Source organism: Litchfieldia salsa (assembly GCF_900104555.1).
In the GTDB taxonomy this organism is placed as follows: domain Bacteria; phylum Bacillota; class Bacilli; order Bacillales; family Bacillaceae_L; genus Litchfieldia; species Litchfieldia salsa.
Window position 1 is genome coordinate 545,843 of the sequence record NZ_FNJU01000001.1, and the last position, 22,120, is coordinate 567,962.

Below are 22,120 nucleotides of genomic sequence, written 5' to 3' on the forward strand. Positions count from 1 at the left end.
AAGCTAAGACATAATGATACGATACTTACCCTAAAACTATTAGACTATTAAAACTGTATGAACTGTGGACTTGCCCTTTTCCCATAATAAGAAAAAGGTCAGTATAATTGTATAAATACTGACCTTTTTAATGACAAAACTTATTAAGATTCCTTCCACTTCATCCCAATAAAAATCGGAGGGTAATAGATTGGATTAACCCAGTTGTAGGAACCATCTTCTTGCAATTGACCGATTTGGAACTCTCTGTCTTCATCAAAACGAATCGCCCATTTATCACTAACAAACGTTTTATTTTGATTTTCAGCTATTTTAGAAGCTTCATCAAAAGAATAGGTAGTTGATTTGTCATCGACTTCTTTGTTTTGCAACGGTTGCTGTAAATACTCACTTTTAATATTTACATTAGTAGAGTCCCAAACTTCAATGAAATCAAAACCCTCTAGGTTAGATTCAAGTACTTTCCTTCTAAATTGATCTGAAACAAACACTTTTGAACTTATAACCCTTTTTGACTCATGATTAAGTACTTTGAAGATATCTTGCCCTATAACCTTTTCTTCTAGAAAAGCAAAACGTTCGTATGATAATATTCTTCCACGTCTAGTTCTTACAACTTCTGAGTTTTCTCCATCGATACTATCTAAAACATTGATAACATTCATTGCATAATACGGTTTCCCATTTAAAGTAGTGAATGATAGTAACTCAACCTTTTCTCCCAATAAAAAGTCACGCAACACTTCTACGGCTTTTTCACTAAAAAGAGGCGCCAATAAAAGACCATCTGGAGAATCCGATTCTTTGCCCTTTGAGTATATTTTTACTTGGATCGGTCTCCATTTTTCCTTCATTGGTTCACCAAGAAAGTTTTCACTAAATAGTTCACTATCTTGATCATTCAAGAAAGTGAATACCTCATATTTATCAAACTGACGAGTTAATTGCCATACCTTCATCTTCTTACACACCTCTTCTGCAAAAATACGCTGCGAGTTGAATTATATGATTTAATTTAAAAGCTATGGTTACAACTCCCATATAATACTAAAATTCGAATTTGGTTTTTGTCGAAATTTGTAAAAGTTGCATAAATATTGAAAAATTTTATTACTTTTTGTTGTATTATTTTGTGAAAGGGCATCTTATTTCGGGCTACTATAATCAGACGGAAGACATAAACGAGGATCGGACGAGAGGAAAAGGGGACAGTTCAATAGCACTCGTACAGTATTAAATTCCAGTTAACTAACAACATATTCAAATAAACGGAACTTCCTGTTATGATGAAACGTATCAATAAGTATCGAAACTTGTCCTATATTATAAATGACAAAGAGGTGTTAACAATGAAATGGAGATATGCGATTGCATTCATCCTCAGCTTTCTAAGTTTTTTCGTATTAGAGTATTTTAATCTTGAAACTATTTTTACAAACGTGCTTGTATTTCTCTTGATTCTAGCCATTGTCTTTTATCCAATTCTTCATACCGTTCTATTTGAAACGAATATTGATAAGATCGAACGATTCTTACTGAAAAATAATAAAAATCCTAACTTTTATATGATCTATGCGTTAGCAAACGAAATGGATGATGAAGTGAAGGAACTAACAGATAAGCTATTAAAGAAATCTAACCAAGAGTCACGTCAAGCTATGTATAGGGTTGTTCAGGCATTGTATTTCAAGGATATAGCCGAGGCAAAATTGCATGTCAGTAAAATCAAACAACTGCATTATCGCTTATACTATCAATCTATCATCCTCTTAGAAGAAGGTGACTTGGATGGTGCTGTTGAATTAATGGAAAAACTTCCAAGCCCATGGATGCGGGATGTTATATTAGCCGAACATGCAAAGAAACTTAACAACTTACCAACTGCAAAAGATTATGCGAAAAAGGCATTGTTAAGTTCAAAAGGATTACAACACTATCTATTACATAAGACGTTTGAACGTGAATTTGGAATATAGATTACAACGACAACAAGCATTACTGGAAGCAGTAATGCTTGTTGTCGTTAATTACATATATATTTATTTCGCAAGTACTTTCATCAAAAGCAATTTCCCGCCAACATAACAAGCAACTCCAGCCATAACGTAATAAAGCATAACAGTACAGTACTATCTCGCTACAGTAGATGTTAGACACGTCACCCCCTTGTACAAATTAATTAGTTTTCAAAGAGAACATGTAATAAATATTTTGAAAATTATAAATTAAATCATGATACAATATTCTTGATTATCCAAGTCTAATTTAGAAAAGAAAGGGAGAAGACAATGACAGAAGAAATGAAGTATGTAGGATTAGGAAAAAGGTTTCTAGCGTTAGTTCTTGACTGCATTATTTTTTTTATACCATTTTATATGATTGACCTACTTATTTTCACTAATATAACTGGTGCTGAGATTTCAGAATATCTACCATATGTCTTAGGTGACCCCATTCCGGAATATGAAAGGTATGATGCAAATAGTAGTGTAATAGGTTTAATGTTAGGTATTATTTATTTTGTTATTTTAGTATCCTGGTTAGGAGCAACTCCTGGAAAACTTATTTTACGAATGAAAATAGTCAATAAACATGGGCATAAATTATCCTTCTTTCGTGCATTATGGCGTTATATGTTGACTAACTTATCTTATTTTACACTAGGCATTAGTTATTTAATGATAGCTTGGACTAAAAAGAAGCAAGGACTACATGATAAGTTGGCTAGTACCTATGTTGTTTATAAATAGTAACCAAATTAACAAGTAATATGAACACTTATATTTCCTTAAGTTAAGCAAATTATTTTATTGATGGCGGGATAATCTAAGAAGGATTAAATCAAGATATACTCTTTTATCATTTTTAATAAAAGAGTTTATCTATTTATAATTCATGATGCACTGCTTCTCCTTTTCACTTATTTCTAACTGCCCAAATAACAATCGGAATAAGCAGTAATGAAAGCATTGCACCTGCCATTGAAAGAGTTGCAAAACTAGAATACGCTAAAACCATTCCAGATAAACCTCCTCCAAATGCTCCCGACAAAGCAATCAAAACATCTACTGATCCCTGAGTCTTAGCCTGTGTAGAAGGTGAAGTTGCATCCACAAGAATCGCTGTGCCGCTAATTAAACCAAAATTCCAGCCAAGTCCTAGTAAGATAAGTGACAGATTCAGCACGATCATCGAATCAGCAGGTCCCAAAGCCGCTAGACTGCCAGAAATAAGGAGCGTAATAGCAGATGCAGTCGCCATCACAACACGGCCAACCTTATCAACAAGATAACCCGTTACTAATGAAGGTAAGAACATCGCACCAATGTGAAATCCAATAACAAGCCCTACCTCGTTCAAACCATGTCCATGGTGTCCCATATGTATGGGTGTCATTGTCATAATTGCCATCATCACAAATTGAGTCAGGACCATCACTGCAGCTCCTGCAAAAATACCTCTCCTGTTATACGATATTAAATTAGGTTTTTCCTTCGAAAGTAAATCAGCGCTTGTTCTTTTCGTTTCTGCTATTGCTTTTGCAATGATAAAGGGATCTGGACGAAGTAAAATGAATATAACTAAACCAGCAAGTAAGTATGCTATAGCAGCTAATATAAATGGACCAGCTAAAGCAGGAATTCCTATGGATAGCGCAAACTCACCCGTTACCCCAACCAGATTGGGACCTGCAACAGCACCGAATGTGGTAGAAACCATTGCCATACTTATCGCCTTTGCCCTTTGTTTTGAGTGTGCTAAGTCAGTCCCAGCATAGCGTGCTTGTAAATTTGTAGCCGTTCCTGCCCCATAAATAAGTAGTGAAAAAAATAAAAGGGGGACACTAATTGTTACTGCTGAAATGACTACTCCCAAGGCACCGATACCTCCAGCAAAAAAGCCAAGCGAAAGTCCAAATCGACGTCCAAACCGCTGAGAAAGCCTTCCCACAAGAAATGCTGCCCCTGCTGAGCCTAAGGTAAATAGAGCGGTAGGTAAACCTGTGCCACTATCTGCACCTAGCATGTCTTGTGCTAGAAGTGCTCCAACCGTTATTCCTGCTGCAAGTCCTGCTCCGCCAAAAATTTGGGATATGATCACAACAAACAATGTTCTTTTATATAACTGCTGTTGCTTTTCTGAAGAGTTAATGTAGCTTTGCACTAAAGCATCTTCACCACTCATCACTTCTGCACTTTCTTTATTAGACATTAGGCGAACCTACCTTTCTATTAACCTACTTCATTTATCCTCTAACTAGATTTGAATCATCATAACACGCGCAAAAAAACCATACAATATTATAATTGTATGGCCAATCATATTAGGTAAGAATTATACCTTGTTTATTTTAAAAAAACATTGTTGAAATGTAACCTCGTACAACGAGTTCGATTAGCATGACTTCCTACTGTGTCTGAACCTAGCATGACTTCAGACAAGAATAGTAATTTCAAACACAACTGAGTCCGAACCTCGCATTTACTCAGACACGACTCCCTATTTAGGTTTAGTAATAACTTTCCCATTATTCAACTCACACCAATCTTCTAACTCTTCATACGTTTCCTTTTTTCCGTATTTATTAAGAAATCCCTCTTTACTTTCAAATACCTCCATTAAACCATTCTCAATCAAGGTAATCATTTTATACGGATTAAGTTGAAACACCCTTGAGACAGCAATTAATTCACCTATATGGATCGCATTAGCAACATCTTTCACTCTTTCATCTCCTTTTACAAGTAGAGATTGTTCCGTTCTTACACGTGCAATTAAAGTACGCACCTCACCCGTATTATTTTCAGTTTTATTAATACTATGTGTTACTTTCTTATCTATAGAGAAATATCAGTAAAAATCTGTCAATCACAGTAGGATTTAGCGCTGTTATTGTAGAATTATTCGCAGTAACATTGAGCAAAGAAAAGGTATTTGCTAGTGGCAGGTTAATGAGAGTCTTTAATAATAAGGAGAGTGCTAATATGAGTATTATTTCGAGTAAGGTTGGAGCGATTTTTATCCCTGTAAGTAACATTTTACATGCACGTGAATGGTATTGTTCAATCCTTAATTTAGAACCTAAGTATGAAATAATTGCAGGTCATCTGTGTTGTATTCCGCTTGATAATAGGTTGAACCTTGTTCTGGACAGTAACATTTATGATGAGGAGTCTCTATACAAAAATCCCGCTTTCCATTTCAATACTGACGACATACATAAAGCATATCAATTCATGAAAGAGCGTAATGTTGAATTCGTTACCGATATAGAGAACGGACATTGGTTTAATTTCAAAGATCCTGATGGGAATTTACTAATGATATGTCATTGTTAAGGTTTGGTGCCAGGCACCTGAATTTCGGTGGTGCCTGGCACCCATTAGGAAAACCTTATTTATATTCTGGCAACCAATCACCATGTGCTTCAATCAGGTCATCACACAGGGAAATAATGTCATCAATCGATAATTCAGCTGCAGTATGAGGATCCAGCAGGGCTGCTTGATAAATCTTTTCCTTCTGTCTAGTTCGTGCTGCTTCAATTGTTAATAACTGTGTATTAATATTAGTGCGATTCAATGCTGCCAGCTGCTCTGGTAAATCCCCTACATATGTTGGGGTGACTCCACTTGCATCCACCAAACAAGGAACCTCGACAACAGCATTTTCAGGTAAGTTACTGATTAACCTTCCTTTATTTGATACATTACCACCAATTTTAAATGGCTTATTCGTTTCCATCGCCTCAATGATATAGGAACCATACTCATGTGTACGTTCATGGTGCAAGTTCTTATCATGAACAAGGTCATCACGCATTTTCTTCCAACCCTCAATTTGATTCACACAACGGCGTGGATATTCGTCTAATGGAATATTGTATTTCTCAATAAGCTCAGGATATTTATTTTTTATAAAATAAGGATGGTATTCTGCATTATGCTCTGAAGATTCTGTTACATAATAGCCAAACTTATCCATCAATTCAAAGCGAACCATATCAGTATGCTTTTCCTTTTGCTTCTCTTTGGCCCTTCTTTTAATCTCTGGATATAAGTCTTGCCCATCACGGGTAATCTCTAATAACCAGGCCATATGATTAATCCCGGCAATTTTCCAATGTATACAATCTTTTGGCATATCAAGTGCATCTAATAAATGATCTGCACAAATCTGGACACTATGACACAACCCTACCGTCTTAATTCCTTCTTGAAGCATCACATTTGTCAAAACAGCCATTGGGTTCGTGTAATTTAAAAACCAGGCATCAGGACATACTTCCTTCATATCACGAGCGAATTCCTGCATGACAGGTATGGTTCTTAAGTTACGGAATATACCGCCAATTCCTAACGTATCCGCAATCGTTTGGCGCAATCCATATTTTTTCGGGACTTCGAAGTCTGTAATGGTACAGGGATCATAGCCACCAACTTGAATGGCATTAATCACATACTTCGCGTCTCGTAATGATTCTTTACGATCATGATAAGCTACTACATTCACGCTTGAGTTCAAGCTTTGCTTCATATTATTTAACATCATCTCTGAATCTGTTAATCTTTCATGGTCAATATCAAACAATGCAAATTCAAAGTCCTGTAGTGCTTCTACCGTCATACAATCCCCTAGTACATTCTTAGCAAACACTGTACTTCCTGCACCTAAAAACGTAATTTTAGACATTTCATTTCCTCCCTCAAATTCATTTCTATACCTACAATATTAACGGGGAGAAAACGCTTAAACAATCGTAAATAAATCTGATATAAGTAAAATATTGCTCCTTTTTTAATCGAGAAATAATTGATTAACAGGCATAAATGATTGGCTATTACGGTACTCACTTGGTGTTACATCCAACACACCCTTAAAGACTTTAGTAAAATAATTCGCATTTGTATAACCAACACTTCTTGCGACTTCTTCAATCGATAACTCTTTCTTTTGTAAAAGATCTAATGAATGATTCACTCGAATTTTAGTTAAATATTTAATTGGCGTATCATGAACTGTTTTGTGAAACAATCTTGCAAAATGATATTTTGACAAACCAGAGATATCAACAATTGAAGATAGAGTCAGATCTTCTTGATAGTGTTGTTCAATGAAATTTACTGCCTTTGCAATGGAAACAGGTAATTTCTCACCTTCATTCTGGTCATGCTGAAAATATTGCATGCATTCCATTAAGAAAGAATAAGCATATGCTGACGCATCATAGGAATGTTGAATTCCAATCGTTTGAATTCGATCTAGTAAATGAAAAATATGTTTTATCGGTCTTGAATCTATCGATAGCTCCAATATATGCCCATAATTTTCAGTAAGGGTATGGAAATAATGAAGGGCCTCTTGACCATATACGGTCATATAAACAAATTCCCAATGGCTTGAATCGTCTGGCAAATAATACTCATGATCACTTGGAAGCTGAACTAAAAATGCTTCACCCTTTTTAAGTGAATACGTGTTTTCACCAATTCGAATTGCACCTTTTCCGCCTAGCGTATACTGAAAGATCACTCTTCCGTTCTCACTCCGCTTTAAACCATTCCATTCATAAACCTCATTTGACCTATATTCCTTACCAATCGAATGAATACCAGCAACACGCTCTTGCTACTCCCCCTTAAGTTTAAATCCGTATGAGTTGTAATGATTGATTTTTTTTATAAAATCACCCCAAACTATAAATGCTAACCATTCTATATCAGTGTAAAACCAAAGGATGTTTGACCTACTTCTTTCTCTACAATAATTTATTTGATTTTATCATGCAAGAATGAAACCCCTTGGAGTTCATTGGTCTCAGAACCTTCTTCCGAATGATTCAAAACCCTAACTCATCAGGCTCAGAACCCACTTCTGAATGATTCGAAACCTTACTCACAGGTTCAGAACCTTCTTCCGAATCATTCAAACCCCTCTTGCTAAGAATCAAAAGCTTGAGATACTGGAGCATTTTGGTGTGACATCAGATGCTTTATGAGTGAATAAGTGAAGATCAAGGTTTTGTTAATGTTGTCGTAGGTGTTCATCTCCCAACAAAGCTTGGTCTTCCAAAAGGAGTTAAACATGACTATAAAAAAAGTAACAGGAAAAAAGCCTATAAATATACGTAAATATATTGAAAATTTTAAAGGGATTTGGATCTAAGAATGATCAGATCAGTGGACAAATCTCTTGCCATCTTTCCTATAGGGTTTATCATTAGCAAAATAAACAGAACGACTGGACATTAATATCCAATCGTTCTGTTTTCTATTTAGACGTTTATTGTCTGCTAAAAAGGCCAACAGAACAACCCTCTCTCTCGTAAAAATGATACATAGGAACCGTCCCCTTACCTCACTCTGCTTCTATTAGATAGAAAATCGCGTGGAGTCATCCCTGTCATCTTTTTAAATACTGTGCGAAAGTGTTTTGGATCTTGATAGCCAACTAAGTACCCTACTTCACTTGATCTTTCTAATCCTTCATCAAAATATCTCTTTGCCTTATTCATTCTAAATTCCATCAGATATTCTGAAAAGGTCACTCCGATTTGTTCTTTAAACTCTCGGGATAAATAACTTAAGCTAACATGGTGGTCGTCTGCGAACTGTTGAAACGTAATATTATCTTGATAAGAATGTTTGATCCAGTCTATCACCTTTGGAATCAGGTTCTTTGGTGTAAGTTCCATCGATTTATTATGTTCACTAAGAAGCGATAGCATTTCTACCAACCATTCTTCTAATTCTATATAGCTTGAGAATTCACTTAATCGATTTAGGTTTAAACATGAATGTTCCACATTGTAGGTTTGATTCGTTAATTTATACATAATCGCGTAATACATATTATTGATTAATTGTGAAAGTTCTCTTACTGTCATCCTTTGGTCAGCAACTTCATGGATGATCTCACCAACTTGTTTTTGAACTTTATGTAAGTCACCATTTCGTAAACTCACTTCTAAGATCCGAACTTTCATCCAAATCTCTGTCAAATCTCTATCCACATTTGTTTGATCTTGTTCAACGAGTGAAGACTGTCCAAATAAAAGATGCATTTCTAGTCTTTTGTGAACATCATCGAATGCTTTGCGTAAGGATAAGTTAGTATCTTTCACCCCATAGCTAACATGAACCATCCCATATTGATTCATATATTGATAGAATCCATCCATTATAGACTGTAATTGAGTGTTTCTGATACTCTGATATGGAATTAATAGAAGCTTCCTTTGACTGTCAATGGTGACGATTTTCATTTCCCCCTTCAAATCATCTTGAAAATGCGCTTTGATAGTTTCGTTATCTATGTTCAAACTATCCCAGCTTCTAGAGGCTTTCCAATTTTCAAGTAATAGGTAAGTGATGATAAAAGGTCTCTCTTCGAACTCATTCCCAATAGAATGATCAGGATTCGATGAAAAAAGTAATTGATTAATAGACCATTGATGATGATGTTGAAGCTCTATTTTTTCAGCTTCTATTTTCTCTAGCGCTCGATCAATCACATCATAAAGAGCTTCCCGCTTAATAGGTTTTAACAAATAATCGAAAATCCCCAATGCAATTCCTTTTCGCGCATATTCAAATTCATCATGAACGGTTAAAATAATACTTTTAATAGTAGATTCAATCTTTAAAGCAGACTCAATTAGTTCGAGCCCTGTCATTCCAGGCATCGTAATATCCGTAATTAATAGGTCTGGGATGACTTCTTCCATTTTAGAAAGCGCATCTATTCCGTTCTCAAAAGCAAAAATGCGATGTTGATGCTCATATTTTTTTAGAGACTCTACCAACTCTTTTAATGCCCAATGCTCATCTTCGACTACAAATATCACCAATTTCATCTCACTCCTTCTTTAAAAAGATCGACGTATCGGCAACTTCAACGTCATTCTTGTCCCTTTATCACACTCACTTTGTATATCTAATCCATAACTATCCCCATACATTAACTTGATCCTTTGTTGTATATTCGTTAACCCAATTCCACTATCCTTGGTTTCGATGAGCAAGTCAGCATTTTGTTGATTCCTTACATGCTGTAATGTTTGTTCGGTCATCCCAACTCCATTATCCTCAACAGTTACAATTAGAAGATCCTTCTCTATTCCTGCAGTTAAGAGAATTGTTCCATATCCACGCCGCTCTAATCCGTGTTTGATTGAATTTTCAATTAAGGGCTGAATAATTAATTTAGGAACATATACGTTAAGAGCAGCTTCTTGTATGGACGACTTATATTGATAACGATCACCAAATCGATGTTTTTGTATGTTCATATAATTCGTTATATGCTCCACTTCATCTCTTAGGGGCACAGTTTTATCTAAATCTTTCATGGAATATTTAAAGAGGTCTGACAGTGATTCTGAAATATCTGCTACTTCATCCACCCCTCTTAATCGACTAATCGATTTCATCACATTTAAAGTGTTATACAGAAAATGTGGATTGATTTGCGATTGTAAGGCAGAAATTTTCGCATTTTTTTCTGTAATATTAAGTTCGTACACTTCTTTAATTAACTTATTAATACTATCTAGCATGCTATTATATACTCTTGCTAAAAGGTCCATCTCCTGTGAACCCGTGAAATCCATCCGCTCACTTAAATCTCCTTCTTCAACCTTCTTCATTTTCCTCATCATTTGAACTAATGGTTTTGAAAGATGGGAGGATAAGGAATAGGAAACCAATGCGATAATGGCAATCGCAATCAAACCACTAATTAGCACAAATGCTATGATTTGATTACGCTCATAAATAATAAAATCCTCCGCAATAAGGATTAAAATGTCCCAGCCAATATAATCTGAATGTTGAAATGAATATAAGTATTGATTATCTTCCCATGTGAGCGTATCACTCGTATAACGATTGGATGAAAGAGGAAAATCCAAATTTAGACTTTGTTTACCTGTTAACCTTTCTTGGTCGTCATAGATTACTTGTTTGTCACCAGTTAATACAAATAGCCTTGCATGTTGTTCCAAGTCATTTACATTTTCAAGATCAAGTAATCTCTTAAATATATCAATATTTATATCAATCTTCATTGAACCAACTTTATGACGATTGGGGATCATATAGATATTACGGACTAAAGAAACGACGTTTACTTTTTCCCCTCCCCTAGAAATGACCTCGTGTGTAGGAAGAAAGAGAAAATCTCTTTTCGGAAGCTTATCTAGCCGCTTTTGCCAGTAAGTCAACTCACTGTTATGATGAACTTCTATATCTCCTTGTTTTTCGTACTTAAAATAGGCTCCCGTATTTGTGTAAATTGAAATACTCTCAATGTCCTTCCTCGGATAAATTTGGTTAAATAATCGAGGATATAAATCATTTTTTATTAAAAGATCATTATAAACAGAAGTATTTTTTTCATAATGTCCTAGACTCTCCTGAATTAGAAAATCCGTATATACAATTAATGAAAGTCTTTCCATATCTTCAAAGTATAAATCAATGGTTCTAGTAAACTGTGTTGCCAATACTTGAGTTAATGAGCTTGTTTGATTTTTCATCTCATTATAGTTACTAATATAGATAGCAAACCCAATGATGCTTACCAGCAAAATGTAAGCGCCTGCAAAAATAAAAAACATTTTCGTTTTTATGGAGAAAGCTTTTTGTTTTAACATGAGAAGTCTCCTTATAAAATGGCCTACGACCCTTTCATTTTGCTATTACTTTCTTATTCTATTGAACTAGCCGTTATTCCTCTTTGTTCTTATAATAAACTATTAAAATGGGGAGGTTTTTGAAGAATTTACTTTATGAAGTCCACATCTTGTATGGTTACATATCTTTGGAACCCATCAAGGACAGTTAGATTAATTCTTCAGGTGGAATTGGTCACTGATACCTCGCCTCAAGGAATCTTAAAACTTTATTGACTTTCTCCTTGAAATCTTTTCAAGCAGTGGCTGATATCATTCTATTATTAGCTTTTATTTCTGTATAATTCACAATTTATTAGATAGATTTCGTAATGCGGTTTTAATAAAATAGAGGAAACTAGCAAAAAAAAGGATGTGGAGTATGAACTATAAAATTAGAACCGAACCACTAGAATTAAAGATCTTAAATTATTTAAGCCTAAGAATGAATTTATCTGATAAGGATGCGCGATACTACAACAATCTAAAAAAAGGTTTCGAAGGAGAGCTAATATTTGATACATTTACTACAGACCTAACCTGTGAATGTCTCGTTTTAAATGATTTGTTATTTAAATTGAATAATACCTTATTTCAGATTGATTCACTTATTTTTCTTTCAGATGCGATATATTTCTATGAAGTAAAAAATTATGAAGGAGATTTTTCGTACGAATCTGATAAGCTTTTCAAAAAACCAAATACTGAAATTAGTAATCCTATTACCCAATTAAATAGAACAGCATCCTTATTTCGCCAACTTATACAAAATCTAGGTTTGAACTATACAATTAACGCCTCAGTTGTTTTTATCAACCCTGAATTCACTTTATATCAAGCCCCTAATAACAAGCCAGTTATTTTTCCAACTCAACTTAATCGCTATAAAAAACAACTAAATTCCATACCTTCCAAGTTAACAAATAAGCATAAAACTCTAGCCGATAAGCTTATTTCTTTGAATATTGAAAATTCACCTTACAGCCAGCTACCAGATTATGATTACAATCTATTAAAAAAAGGAATTACTTGTTCCACGTGTAGCTCCTTTTCAGTTTCAGTTATCGGATATAAATGTGTTTGTATAAATTGTGGTAACCAAGAAATCATTGATGATGCAGTGATGAGAAGCGTCAAGGAATATAGTTTACTTTTCCCTACTCAAAAAATAACGACAGTTGCTATTCATGACTGGTGTCAAATAGTGACTTCTAAAAAGAGTATAAAGAGAATACTAGTGAAAAATTTACATTTGGTAAGTCTTAATAGGTGGACCTATTTTAAAAATAAAGAAGAGTAGTAGTTCTTTCGTTTTTTCCTTGATCTAGTTTAATAGGGGTATTAGATTTTCTATCATTACTTAATTGGTAATCTTGCCACTGACACTCCGCATCAAGGACTTCTCGGCAGCTTCTTCCACCCGATTGGTCTCTGACACCTCGCCTCAATGACTTCTCGAATTTCTTCTCCCACTCAAGTGGTCTCTGACACCTCGCATCAAGGACTTCTCGACTACTTCTCCCACCCGATTGGTCTCTGATACCTCGCCTCAACGACTTCTCGACTACTTTACCACCAATTCTGTCACTAACAACCTCCCCTAAAAAAGTCCTCAGCGAATACATCAATAAAAAAATCCTTGAAATCTAATTACCGATTTCAAGGACATTTAATTCAAGGTGATTCAACGATTTACTTTCCTACATTAACCGTCTTCTCAGTTTAACGTCAAACTGTCAATTCTCAAGTCAGCCTTTTTAAATACAACATATACATCGTGAGTACCTTTAACCTTTTTCGTTAATTCTGCTGCTACATCCACATAGCCCAGTTCATTCACTTGAACCTCAGTGTTTTTCGCAGTGTAAGTAACTTTATCTGTCACAGGTACGTCAATAGTCGCAAATGGTTCACTATCAGGTGAGCCAATGTGTAGTGTGATTTGACCACTATTTACATTCGACGCAACACTTGCTGTAATCTTCTTAGCTTTTGATAGGTTAACTTGTGGGATTGCTACCCATGCACCATCTTGCTTAGATCTAACTGAATGGTAACTGCCAACAACTTTTTCCTCTTTTAAACTTGCAGCAGTTCTATCTTTTGATACTTCATGATAGATTACTTCATTAGAAGCAAAACTATGATCAAATACATTGAATGTTTTATCTTGTAACGTTTTTACCGATTTACCATTAACTTTTACTGTTTTACTGTCTTTAATATCTTCAGATGATGTACCTACCATTAAATTATATTGACCACTTTCTACAATGAAATCACCAAGGTTTACATCCCAGATAGCAAAGTCATTAGGGTCAACCGTTAACGTAACTGCTTTAGTTTCACCTGGAGCAATTTGCACCTTTTCAAAAGCAACAAGCTGTTTTTGAGGAGCATATTCACCATAAGCTGAATCAGTATTGTTAATGTAGAGCTGTACAACTTCAGATGTATTTACTGTGCCTGCATTTTTCACCTTCACTGACACATCGAAAGGCTTATTACTATTCACATTTTTAGATACTGTAAAGTCACTATATTCAAAGTTACTGAATGAAAGCCCATAACCAAATTCATAGGTTACTGGTGCATCTGTGTACATATAGGTTAATTTAGATTCAATTGGATCAGAGTTTGTCATATCCACTGTAAAACGTGGATCTACATCCGCCAACGTACTTGGATTACCTTCTGGGATTGCATATTCATTAATAGCAGGTAATGCAGTGATGTCCTTGTACCATGTAGAACTTAGTCTACCTGTTGGTGCATAGTCACCGTATAATACATCTGCTAATGCATATGATTCATATTGCCCACCATATGGCTGATACACGATAGCTGATACATTTTCGTTGTTTTGAATTTCTTCCATACCCACTGGGAAGCTTGATTTAACAACAACAATTGTCTTCTTCCCTTCTGCTGCAAACGCTTCTGAAACCTTATCAACTAATTGATAATCCGCATCAGACATTTTCAAAGCAGAACGGTCATTTCCTTCACCTGCACTATGACGAGGTATTGCTCCAACAAACACGATTGCATAATCCTCTTCTGCTGCACGTTTTGCTGCCTCTACTCCAACATCCTGTACAACATGTGTTTCGTATTTAACTTCGTCACCGCGATTAGCAGCATTCTCAACATTCGTTAATGGTTCAGTAGTAACTAATTTACCTTCCTTAGTTGAAATAAATCTTCCATTTGAATAGTACCAATTGGAGAAATCGCCACTAAAGCCTGTACGGTAACCATTAGAAATAATTGAAACTGTTTGGTCAGTATTTTGCTCGATTCGTAATCTCGGTGGAATCGTACTCGTATCTCCGATCATCGCACCAAGGTTCCAGTCATTGTCTGTTAAATTCAAACGAGTATTGTCCGTATTTCCTACTTGTTCTCCATTTTTACCTGGTGAAGTTACCCAACGATTATTGAGTAATGATTTTAAACTTGATCCTTCTTGACCCCAGTCATATAGCTCAAACAGGTGTGCTTCATTCTCTTGGTTAAATGATTCAGCAGTTGTTAAAAGGGCTGAACCTTCTTCTGACGCATTAACATCAGCAGTAACTGTTTCACCATTTTGTTTAGATGCAAGACCAATAATTGAATTTCCAGTCTGATAGGATACTTTCTCACTACCGATTTCTTTAATAATCGCTAATAATGGTGAATTACCTGAATTTTCAAGGTCTGGTGTATTATTTACAGAATAAGTTGTCTTAAATCTAGCATCTGCATAGATTCCTGAAATGGCAGCCTTTTGATCTTTATTTAATGGCAATGTACCATCATTCTTTAAAAGAACAATACTTTCTTGTGCTGCTCTCAAAGCAATGTCTTGATGTTGGGCATCATTATAATCAGAAACTGTACTAGCAACATCTTTAGCATCAGATGCGAAAGGATAATATTTTGGAATTCCATTTTCATCCACTTCGTTAAAGATGCCAACACGAACCATTTGGTTAACATGTGAGCGAGCTGTTTCGATTAGATCCTCTTTTGTAACTCCATATACTCCTTTTTCTACAGCATCCACTAAAAGAGCGATATCTTCAGCTTGAGCTGCTGTGTTAACAGATGGACGGCCTGCTTGTGCATCTGCAAGAATCATTAAGATATTCGCATGTGTTCGATCAACTGCATATTTCGTATCATATCCATTACCAAACGTGTTTTCACCAAACACATGTGCATCTCCATTAAAATCAGGTGAACTATATGCACCATACTTAGCGTTATCGTTCAAAAGGATTTGATATGGTGATAGAATGTTAGGAATTCCATTCGTTCTACCAAATGAAGTCATTACCCCTGACACAGCACCAGAACTAACTGCTTTCATAGGACTTTTCGTTTGGTATTCAAAGATTGAACGAGCTCCAGCACTATTGTTTGCAGATTGGCGGAACCATTGCGCATTATAAATAGAATAGTGTTTCGTCCCTACTGCTGCACGCATCCAAAATCCATCTTCACTTTCAGGTTGATCCGTACCGCCGAGGCCAGCAGCCATTGTATCAATCATTTCAGCCGACATGTAAGCGTCCTCAGAAAAACCTTCATCAAAACGGCCACTTAACGGATTGATTCGCATATCACTTACTACAGTAAAGGCTACTGTTTGTGAAAAATCATTTGGGTTAGCTCCCCAACCAGTAGGATGTAAGTTAGAGTCTCCCTGTTTCACTTTTAACGTACTTATCTTTTCATTTCCTATCACTTTTCCAATATCGGAGAGCAACCCCTTATTCCATGACTGTCCCATTCCGATTAATGAAGGAAAATCAGTAGAAACACCTTGCACGTTATCTGCAGCAGATAGTGCACCCGGAATCTTCTTACCTGCGTTCTCTCCTTGTTGCAACGTATAATGGTTACGTGCACCAGAAGCATAAACAGCAGGTCCTTCTAGACCGGTGTATTCAAAATAGGTATCCACAAACTCCTCTAGATGCTCAGGATTTCCATTAAATAATGGCATTCCGTCAAACACACCACCGACCTGCTTCTTAAACACAATTTCCTCTTTATCGGTGTTTGCTTGTGCGATATGTGCAAATTCTGTGCTCAGCATCGCCAAGCCGAGTACCGTGACCATGCAAGTTTTTGCTAATCTCTTGAATCGTGGCATTCTACTTCACCCTTTCACTTTTGTAATTGTTTACATTTTGGGGTTCACGAGAAGTTTGAGAAAAATGAGATCTCGGTAACATAAAGAATTTGACTAGCAATCAAGTATGTACAACTTCTTTTAAACTAGTAAATACTTCACCCTGATGGTATCAAGCATAAAACCCTGTAATATAAAACTCTCCCCTTTTTTATTTTCGTATGAAATAAAGTTCTATAACCATACGCTTAATAACCATTTTAATAGGTTCAGAAGATATTAAAAACTTGTAGATTTAACTATTTAGGGGTGTTTATTTTACTATTCAGATTTTTTATTAAAATAGTTCCTCAATACCGAAAGCGAATGGTAAGAAGCTTCAATATCAAGACTACTAAATAGCTAAGAAAAGCCTACAGAACTGTGGTATAGTTCTGTAGGCTTTCAGAATAAAATTTATTTTTCTCTTATTTTACTCTAAACCAGCAACGATTGATCGGAATTCATAACTTCCAGATTCTAGTTCATAAACAGCCTCTCCATCTTTGAATTCGATGAACTTAACACCCTTTACCTTTTTCACTGGTTGATTCCCTTCCTTAATCGTATTCACATTATTAGTCGGGATATAGAGTGTAGCTGTTGTATTTGCTGGAACAGTTGCTTTGTAAGTAAAGGTTCCATTTTTTAGTTCCCAAGAGCTTTCGATTTTCCCATACATTGAATCGTAATGCCCTTTAGCATAAGTAATCGTTCCACCATATGTTGGTTTTAAAATGAAATGCTTAAATCCTGGATTGTTCTCGTCTCTTTGAATACCTAATGAATAGTTATACATCCACTCACCAACTGCTCCAAGAGCATAATGGTTAAAGGAGTTCATACTATTATTACCACCAAATCCATCTTCGATTGTGTAAGAATTCCAACGTTCCCAGATTGATGTAGCTCCGTTAACTACCGGATATAACCAAGAAGGATACTCCGTTGACTCCAACAAGTCATATGCTACCTCATTGTAACCGTGTGCGGATAACGCAGGATTTAACGGTGCAGTACCTACAAATCCAGTAGTCACTTTGTAGCCAAGCTCTTTTGTTAGTTCTGCAAGACGTGCAGCTGCAAAAGCTTCGTTCTCTTCATTGAAGACTCCATAGGATAATGCTAGAGAGTATGAAGCTTGTGTATCCTGAATCTCTCCTGTTCTTGTTTGTGTTTTATGAGTCTCTGCATTTACATAAGTGCTGTTCCATTCTGCCTTTAAATTCTTATGAAGCTCTTCATACTCTTTTGAAATTTCTTCTTTCCCTACGATCCCTGCCATTTTAGCTACTTTCTCAACAACGTATACATAAACGGCATTAGACAACATCTCAGTGTTGGTTGGAACGTATGATAAATGATCTGCAAGGAAACCAGTTCTACTTGTTAGATACTGAGAACCACTTAATTTCGCTTCTTTTAAATACTCAATCCAAGCTACCATTGAATCCATGTGATCTTCAATAAGTTGAGTATCTCCATATTGTTGATACGTTTCCCATGGTACGATAACGCCAGCGGCAGCCCAAGCTAAGCCAAGTGCGCTTGTTCCTCCATAATTAGGTGCAGTATTTGTGTAACTGCCATTTGCTTCATTTTGTGAATCACGTAACGTCTTTGTATATCTAGCAAAGAATTGGCTAACATCGGCATTATACGTTGCTGTACGAGCAAATACCTGCGCATCACCAGTCCATCCTTCGCGCTCATCTCTTTGAGGACAGTCAGTAGGTATACTTAAAAAGTTACCTAATTGAGAGCGAGTAATATTTTTGTATAATTGATTAACTAATGGATTGGAAGTTTCATAGCTACCAGTAAGTTCGGTAATAGAACTTAACACAACACCTTTAACATCTTCAACAGGAATTGGTTTATCAAGGCCTGTAATTTCAAGGTAGCGGTAACCATGGAAGGTAAATCTAGGCTGATAAGTCTCTCCGTTAGAATCACCCTTAAGTATATAAGTGTCAGTAGATAGTGCAGATCTTAAGTTTTCCGTTAGAATCATCCCTACCATACTAGAACCATTCATATCTTTATATTCTGGTAAGTCCGGATATAAAATTTCACCCGTACGTAATGTTACTTTTTGTCCTCTTTCACCCTTCATCGTAATTTTCGGGACGCCTACCATGTTTACTCCCATGTCGTAAACAAATACACCTGGTCTAGGCTCTGTATAAGACTTTGCTGTAAGTTCTTCAAATACTTTTACACCATCTCCGATTTCCGCGATGATTTCAGGATTTGCAAATTCCTTTTCTGGTATGATTACTACTGGCCTACTCCACTCTTTTGCATCAAATCTCGGCTCAGACCAACCTTCAATATCTTCTTCTCGTGTAGCGTCATAATCTTCTCCATTAAAGAAGCCTGCATAAGTAATTGGCCCCTCACCGTAATACTGCCAATTATCTGGATCTGTTACTACTATGTCACTTGTACCATCCTCATAAGTTACGACTAGTTTTGCTAGTAGTGATTGTCGGTCTCCATAGTAATTGTAATTTGGTAATCTCCATGACTGCCCATCACTCCACCAACCAGAGGAAAGCATCGCACCAAGTGCATTTTCTCCTTTTACAAGCATGTCCGTAACATCGTAAGTTTGGTACATTAACGTTTTATCATATTGAGTATGACCAGGTGGAAAGTACTCATCACCTACGCGCTCACCGTTTATATGGAACTCATAAATTCCACGTGCTGTTGCATAAAGTCTTGCACTTTTGATTTCTTTCGTAGCATTTACAGTTGTTCTTAACATTGGCACTGAAGTATGGCTTGGATCTCTGTAAACCATGACTCCCTCATTATTACCGCCTGTTACTTTAAACCCACTACCTTCAATTTTTACTTTTGTACCATCTACAACATCCTTAAAAATACCTTCATAATTTTCGTCGACAGTTTCCTTAAAAACAACTGAATTTGGTTTTCTAAACTCAGAAATTTTAATCTCACTAAATGTTGCTTCTTGGTTAGCATCTACTGAAAAACCAATTTCATTTAACCTTGGAAAAGTAGGAACCCCGCCATTTACGTTTAAAGGATTTAAAATCAGAGCGTCTTTGGCAGGTTCGTCAGGATATGCTGCTCTTTCCATCTTAACTGTTTTCCCATTAATAGTTGTAGTCGCTTCATTTCCAGAAACATTGATTTTAATAGAATGGTTGTTATGTTTGTTTGAATCATCAATAGAAGTTATAATTCCTGTTGCAATTGGCTTTGTTTCATCTAATTGACCAATATCCTTTTCTGGACCATAGCCTATACGATATACATGTAATTTCGCTGGTCCAGTACCTTCATTTAGTTCTGAAAGGTCAACTTCATACTTAATAAAGTTTTCCCCCTCAATACTATAGTTGTTTTTATTCCGGTCTGATAGCCTTGGATCATTTGCACCAAAAATCAAACTACCCTTTGAGCTTCCTTCAGAAATAGTCATATTGTATTCAAGATTAAATACTAGTTTAGATTTTGCATCTAACACATAATCAGGAGCTCCAATCCACTCTGCATTGTCCCACCCAGTTTCCATGAGTCCTGTTTCAAACCATGCTTTTTCACCGGTTGAGATTACCTTATTAGTTGCATCCCAGACTTTAACAGTCCAATAATATCTTGTTGAGGGGGACATTGGTTTTCCTTCAAATCTAATATAATTCGAATAACTTTTCGTTACTTTCCCACTATCCCAAATATCCCCTACGCCTTCATCCAATTTACTAGGACTAGATGCTACAAAAATTTGGTATGCTTTTTGGTGCTGCCCACGAATGTCAGATTCCATCATCCAGCTAAATCGTGGAATTTGTTTATCTACTCCGAGTGGATTCTCCATACCGTCAACCTTTAAGTTCGTAATCTTCGTGTCTCCACTTATTTCTTCTGCAGATATACTACCAGCAAAGCTTGATGAGATTAAAAGAATTACTAACATTAAAATCGATAATTTTTTCAACTTAATCTTATGACTCCTAAGCATTTTTCCACCATCCTTATAGGTTTTTACTTAAATAATTCTATAACCAGTTCTATCAATAAACTTGACAGATCACGTTACCATTTTAAAAAATCCAGCCTACCTCCTTACAAATGATGTGAAAGTTAATAGACTGGATTTTAAGTTTAATTTCTAAGAATTAATAAACATCCTTCCACTCAGCAATATTACTCGCATCAAACTTGAATGGATCTCCTAACATGATTTGTGTACCATCACCATCTTCTACAATTTCTAGGCTACCTTGGTCACCTGCTTCAAATGTTTCACCTAGTTCTCCTGTGATTGTACCTTCAACTAATGCATGTGCAGTATAACCAGCTACCTTCCCTACATCAATTGGATTCCATAAGTACATCCATGGAGAGACACCGCTTTCAATATAGCTCGCCATTTCACTTGGAAGTCCTAAGCCAGTAACAGCCACTTTTCCGTTTAACCCTTTATCTGTGATTACTTTACCAGCTGCTGCAATCCCAACTGTTGTTGGAGCAATAATTCCTTTTAAATCAGGATAAGATTTTAATAGAGCTTCTGTTTCGGAAACACTCTTATCACGTAAATCATCACCATATGCTACTTTTACTAGTTCGATATTTGCATACTTAGGATCTTCTAGCTCTTTTTTCATCCATTCAATCCATAGATTTTGATTTGTTGCCTGAGAAGTTGCACTTAGAATAGCAATTTGACCTTCTCCACCAATCATTTCTGAAACTGCTTCAATTTGAATACGTCCAATTCTTTCAGGGTTTGCTTGATTCACATGTAGAATACGGCTATTTGCATTTACTGCAGAGTCAACAGACAATACCTTTATTCCTTGATCCATCGCTTTTTTCAGTACAGGCTCTAATGCATCTTGATCATTTCCTGCAATCGCAATCGCAGCGACTTTTTGTGTAATGAGTTGTTCAATAATTTGAATTTGACCTTCAGCAGTCGGTTGGTCTGGAGAACGTAGAATTACTTCGCCACCAATTGCCTCAACCGCTTCTTTGAAGCCATCCATCATTTTCTCACCATATGGATTTCCTGTATTTTTAAAGACCATTGCATATTTCTTTTTCCCTTCAGTATCTTCACTACCTTGATCATCTGTTGAGCTACTGCTCTGTGGTGCACCTTGAGTACAAGCTGCAAGTAATGAAATAACCAATGCCATTGATAAAAACATACCTAAAAACTTCTTCATGTGTTTTCTCCCCTTTGTTTTTTACTAGTTTTATATACATAACAGTCTTTTTAAAAAACTGTAGTATCCTAT

The 22,120-nt window shown here is 35.9% G+C and carries 14 protein-coding genes; 4 read left to right on the top strand and 10 right to left on the bottom strand.

Annotated features, from left to right (window positions below):
- Window positions 1-143 precede the first annotated feature (143 nt).
- Window positions 144-959 (bottom strand): imm11 family protein, encoded by an 816-nt coding sequence (locus BLQ56_RS02475; RefSeq protein WP_090849558.1) that lies wholly within the window; start codon window positions 957-959, stop codon window positions 144-146.
- Window positions 960-1,349: 390 nt separating this feature from the next.
- On the opposite strand from BLQ56_RS02475, the gene BLQ56_RS02480 reads away from it, so the two are divergent.
- A complete protein-coding gene (locus tag BLQ56_RS02480) occupies window positions 1,350-1,976 on the top strand; it encodes a hypothetical protein (protein ID WP_090849560.1) in 627 nt (208 codons plus the stop codon).
- A 312-nt stretch (window positions 1,977-2,288) separates the two neighbouring features.
- Window positions 2,289-2,750, top strand: coding sequence for an RDD family protein (locus tag BLQ56_RS02485; RefSeq protein WP_090849562.1), 462 nt, complete (start codon window positions 2,289-2,291; stop codon window positions 2,748-2,750).
- A gap of 166 nt (window positions 2,751-2,916) precedes the next feature.
- Here the strand turns inward: BLQ56_RS02485 and BLQ56_RS02490 are convergent, their stop codons facing one another.
- Window positions 2,917-4,212: an MFS transporter gene (locus tag BLQ56_RS02490; protein WP_175490164.1), complete on the bottom strand. Its 1,296-nt coding sequence runs from the start codon at window positions 4,210-4,212 to the stop codon at window positions 2,917-2,919.
- Window positions 4,213-4,500: 288 nt separating this feature from the next.
- Window positions 4,501-4,725 (bottom strand): hypothetical protein, encoded by a 225-nt coding sequence (locus BLQ56_RS02495; RefSeq protein ID WP_090849564.1) that lies wholly within the window; start codon window positions 4,723-4,725, stop codon window positions 4,501-4,503.
- Window positions 4,726-4,985: 260 nt separating this feature from the next.
- Here BLQ56_RS02495 and BLQ56_RS02500 point away from each other — a divergent pair, with 260 nt between their 5' ends.
- On the top strand, window positions 4,986-5,339 hold the full coding sequence (locus BLQ56_RS02500; protein WP_090849566.1) for a VOC family protein: 354 nt from the start codon (window positions 4,986-4,988) through the stop codon (window positions 5,337-5,339).
- 55 nt (window positions 5,340-5,394) lie between these two features.
- Here BLQ56_RS02500 and melA read toward each other — a convergent pair whose 3' ends face one another.
- The 4 genes from melA to BLQ56_RS02525 all read right to left on the bottom strand — a co-directional run bounded on the left by melA (window position 5,395) and on the right by BLQ56_RS02525 (window position 11,656).
- Window positions 5,395-6,693 carry an alpha-glucosidase/alpha-galactosidase gene (gene melA / locus BLQ56_RS02505; protein ID WP_090849568.1) on the bottom strand — a complete coding sequence of 433 codons (1,299 nt, stop codon included), beginning with the start codon at window positions 6,691-6,693 and terminating at the stop codon, window positions 5,395-5,397.
- A gap of 105 nt (window positions 6,694-6,798) precedes the next feature.
- Window positions 6,799-7,611 carry an AraC family transcriptional regulator gene (locus tag BLQ56_RS02510; RefSeq protein WP_338011836.1) on the bottom strand — a complete coding sequence of 271 codons (813 nt, stop codon included), beginning with the start codon at window positions 7,609-7,611 and terminating at the stop codon, window positions 6,799-6,801.
- Window positions 7,612-8,353: 742 nt separating this feature from the next.
- Complete coding sequence (locus tag BLQ56_RS02520) at window positions 8,354-9,856, bottom strand: response regulator transcription factor (RefSeq protein ID WP_090849571.1); 1,503 nt, start codon at window positions 9,854-9,856, stop codon at window positions 8,354-8,356.
- 12 nt (window positions 9,857-9,868) lie between these two features.
- Complete coding sequence (locus BLQ56_RS02525) at window positions 9,869-11,656, bottom strand: cache domain-containing sensor histidine kinase (protein ID WP_090849573.1); 1,788 nt, start codon at window positions 11,654-11,656, stop codon at window positions 9,869-9,871.
- 400 nt (window positions 11,657-12,056) lie between these two features.
- On the opposite strand from BLQ56_RS02525, the gene BLQ56_RS02530 reads away from it, so the two are divergent.
- Window positions 12,057-12,974: a nuclease-related domain-containing protein gene (locus BLQ56_RS02530; RefSeq protein ID WP_090849575.1), complete on the top strand. Its 918-nt coding sequence runs from the start codon at window positions 12,057-12,059 to the stop codon at window positions 12,972-12,974.
- A gap of 417 nt (window positions 12,975-13,391) precedes the next feature.
- Here BLQ56_RS02530 and BLQ56_RS02540 read toward each other — a convergent pair whose 3' ends face one another.
- The 3 genes from BLQ56_RS02540 to rhaS all read right to left on the bottom strand — a co-directional run bounded on the left by BLQ56_RS02540 (window position 13,392) and on the right by rhaS (window position 22,048).
- Window positions 13,392-16,820: a glycoside hydrolase family 3 protein gene (locus tag BLQ56_RS02540; protein ID WP_090849579.1), complete on the bottom strand. Its 3,429-nt coding sequence runs from the start codon at window positions 16,818-16,820 to the stop codon at window positions 13,392-13,394.
- 451 nt (window positions 16,821-17,271) lie between these two features.
- On the bottom strand, window positions 17,272-20,835 hold the full coding sequence (locus BLQ56_RS02545) for a glycoside hydrolase family 78 protein (RefSeq protein ID WP_090849581.1): 3,564 nt from the start codon (window positions 20,833-20,835) through the stop codon (window positions 17,272-17,274).
- Between the two features lie 157 nt (window positions 20,836-20,992).
- Complete coding sequence (gene rhaS / locus BLQ56_RS02550; protein ID WP_090849583.1) at window positions 20,993-22,048, bottom strand: rhamnose ABC transporter substrate-binding protein; 1,056 nt, start codon at window positions 22,046-22,048, stop codon at window positions 20,993-20,995.
- Window positions 22,049-22,120: the final 72 nt, after the last annotated feature.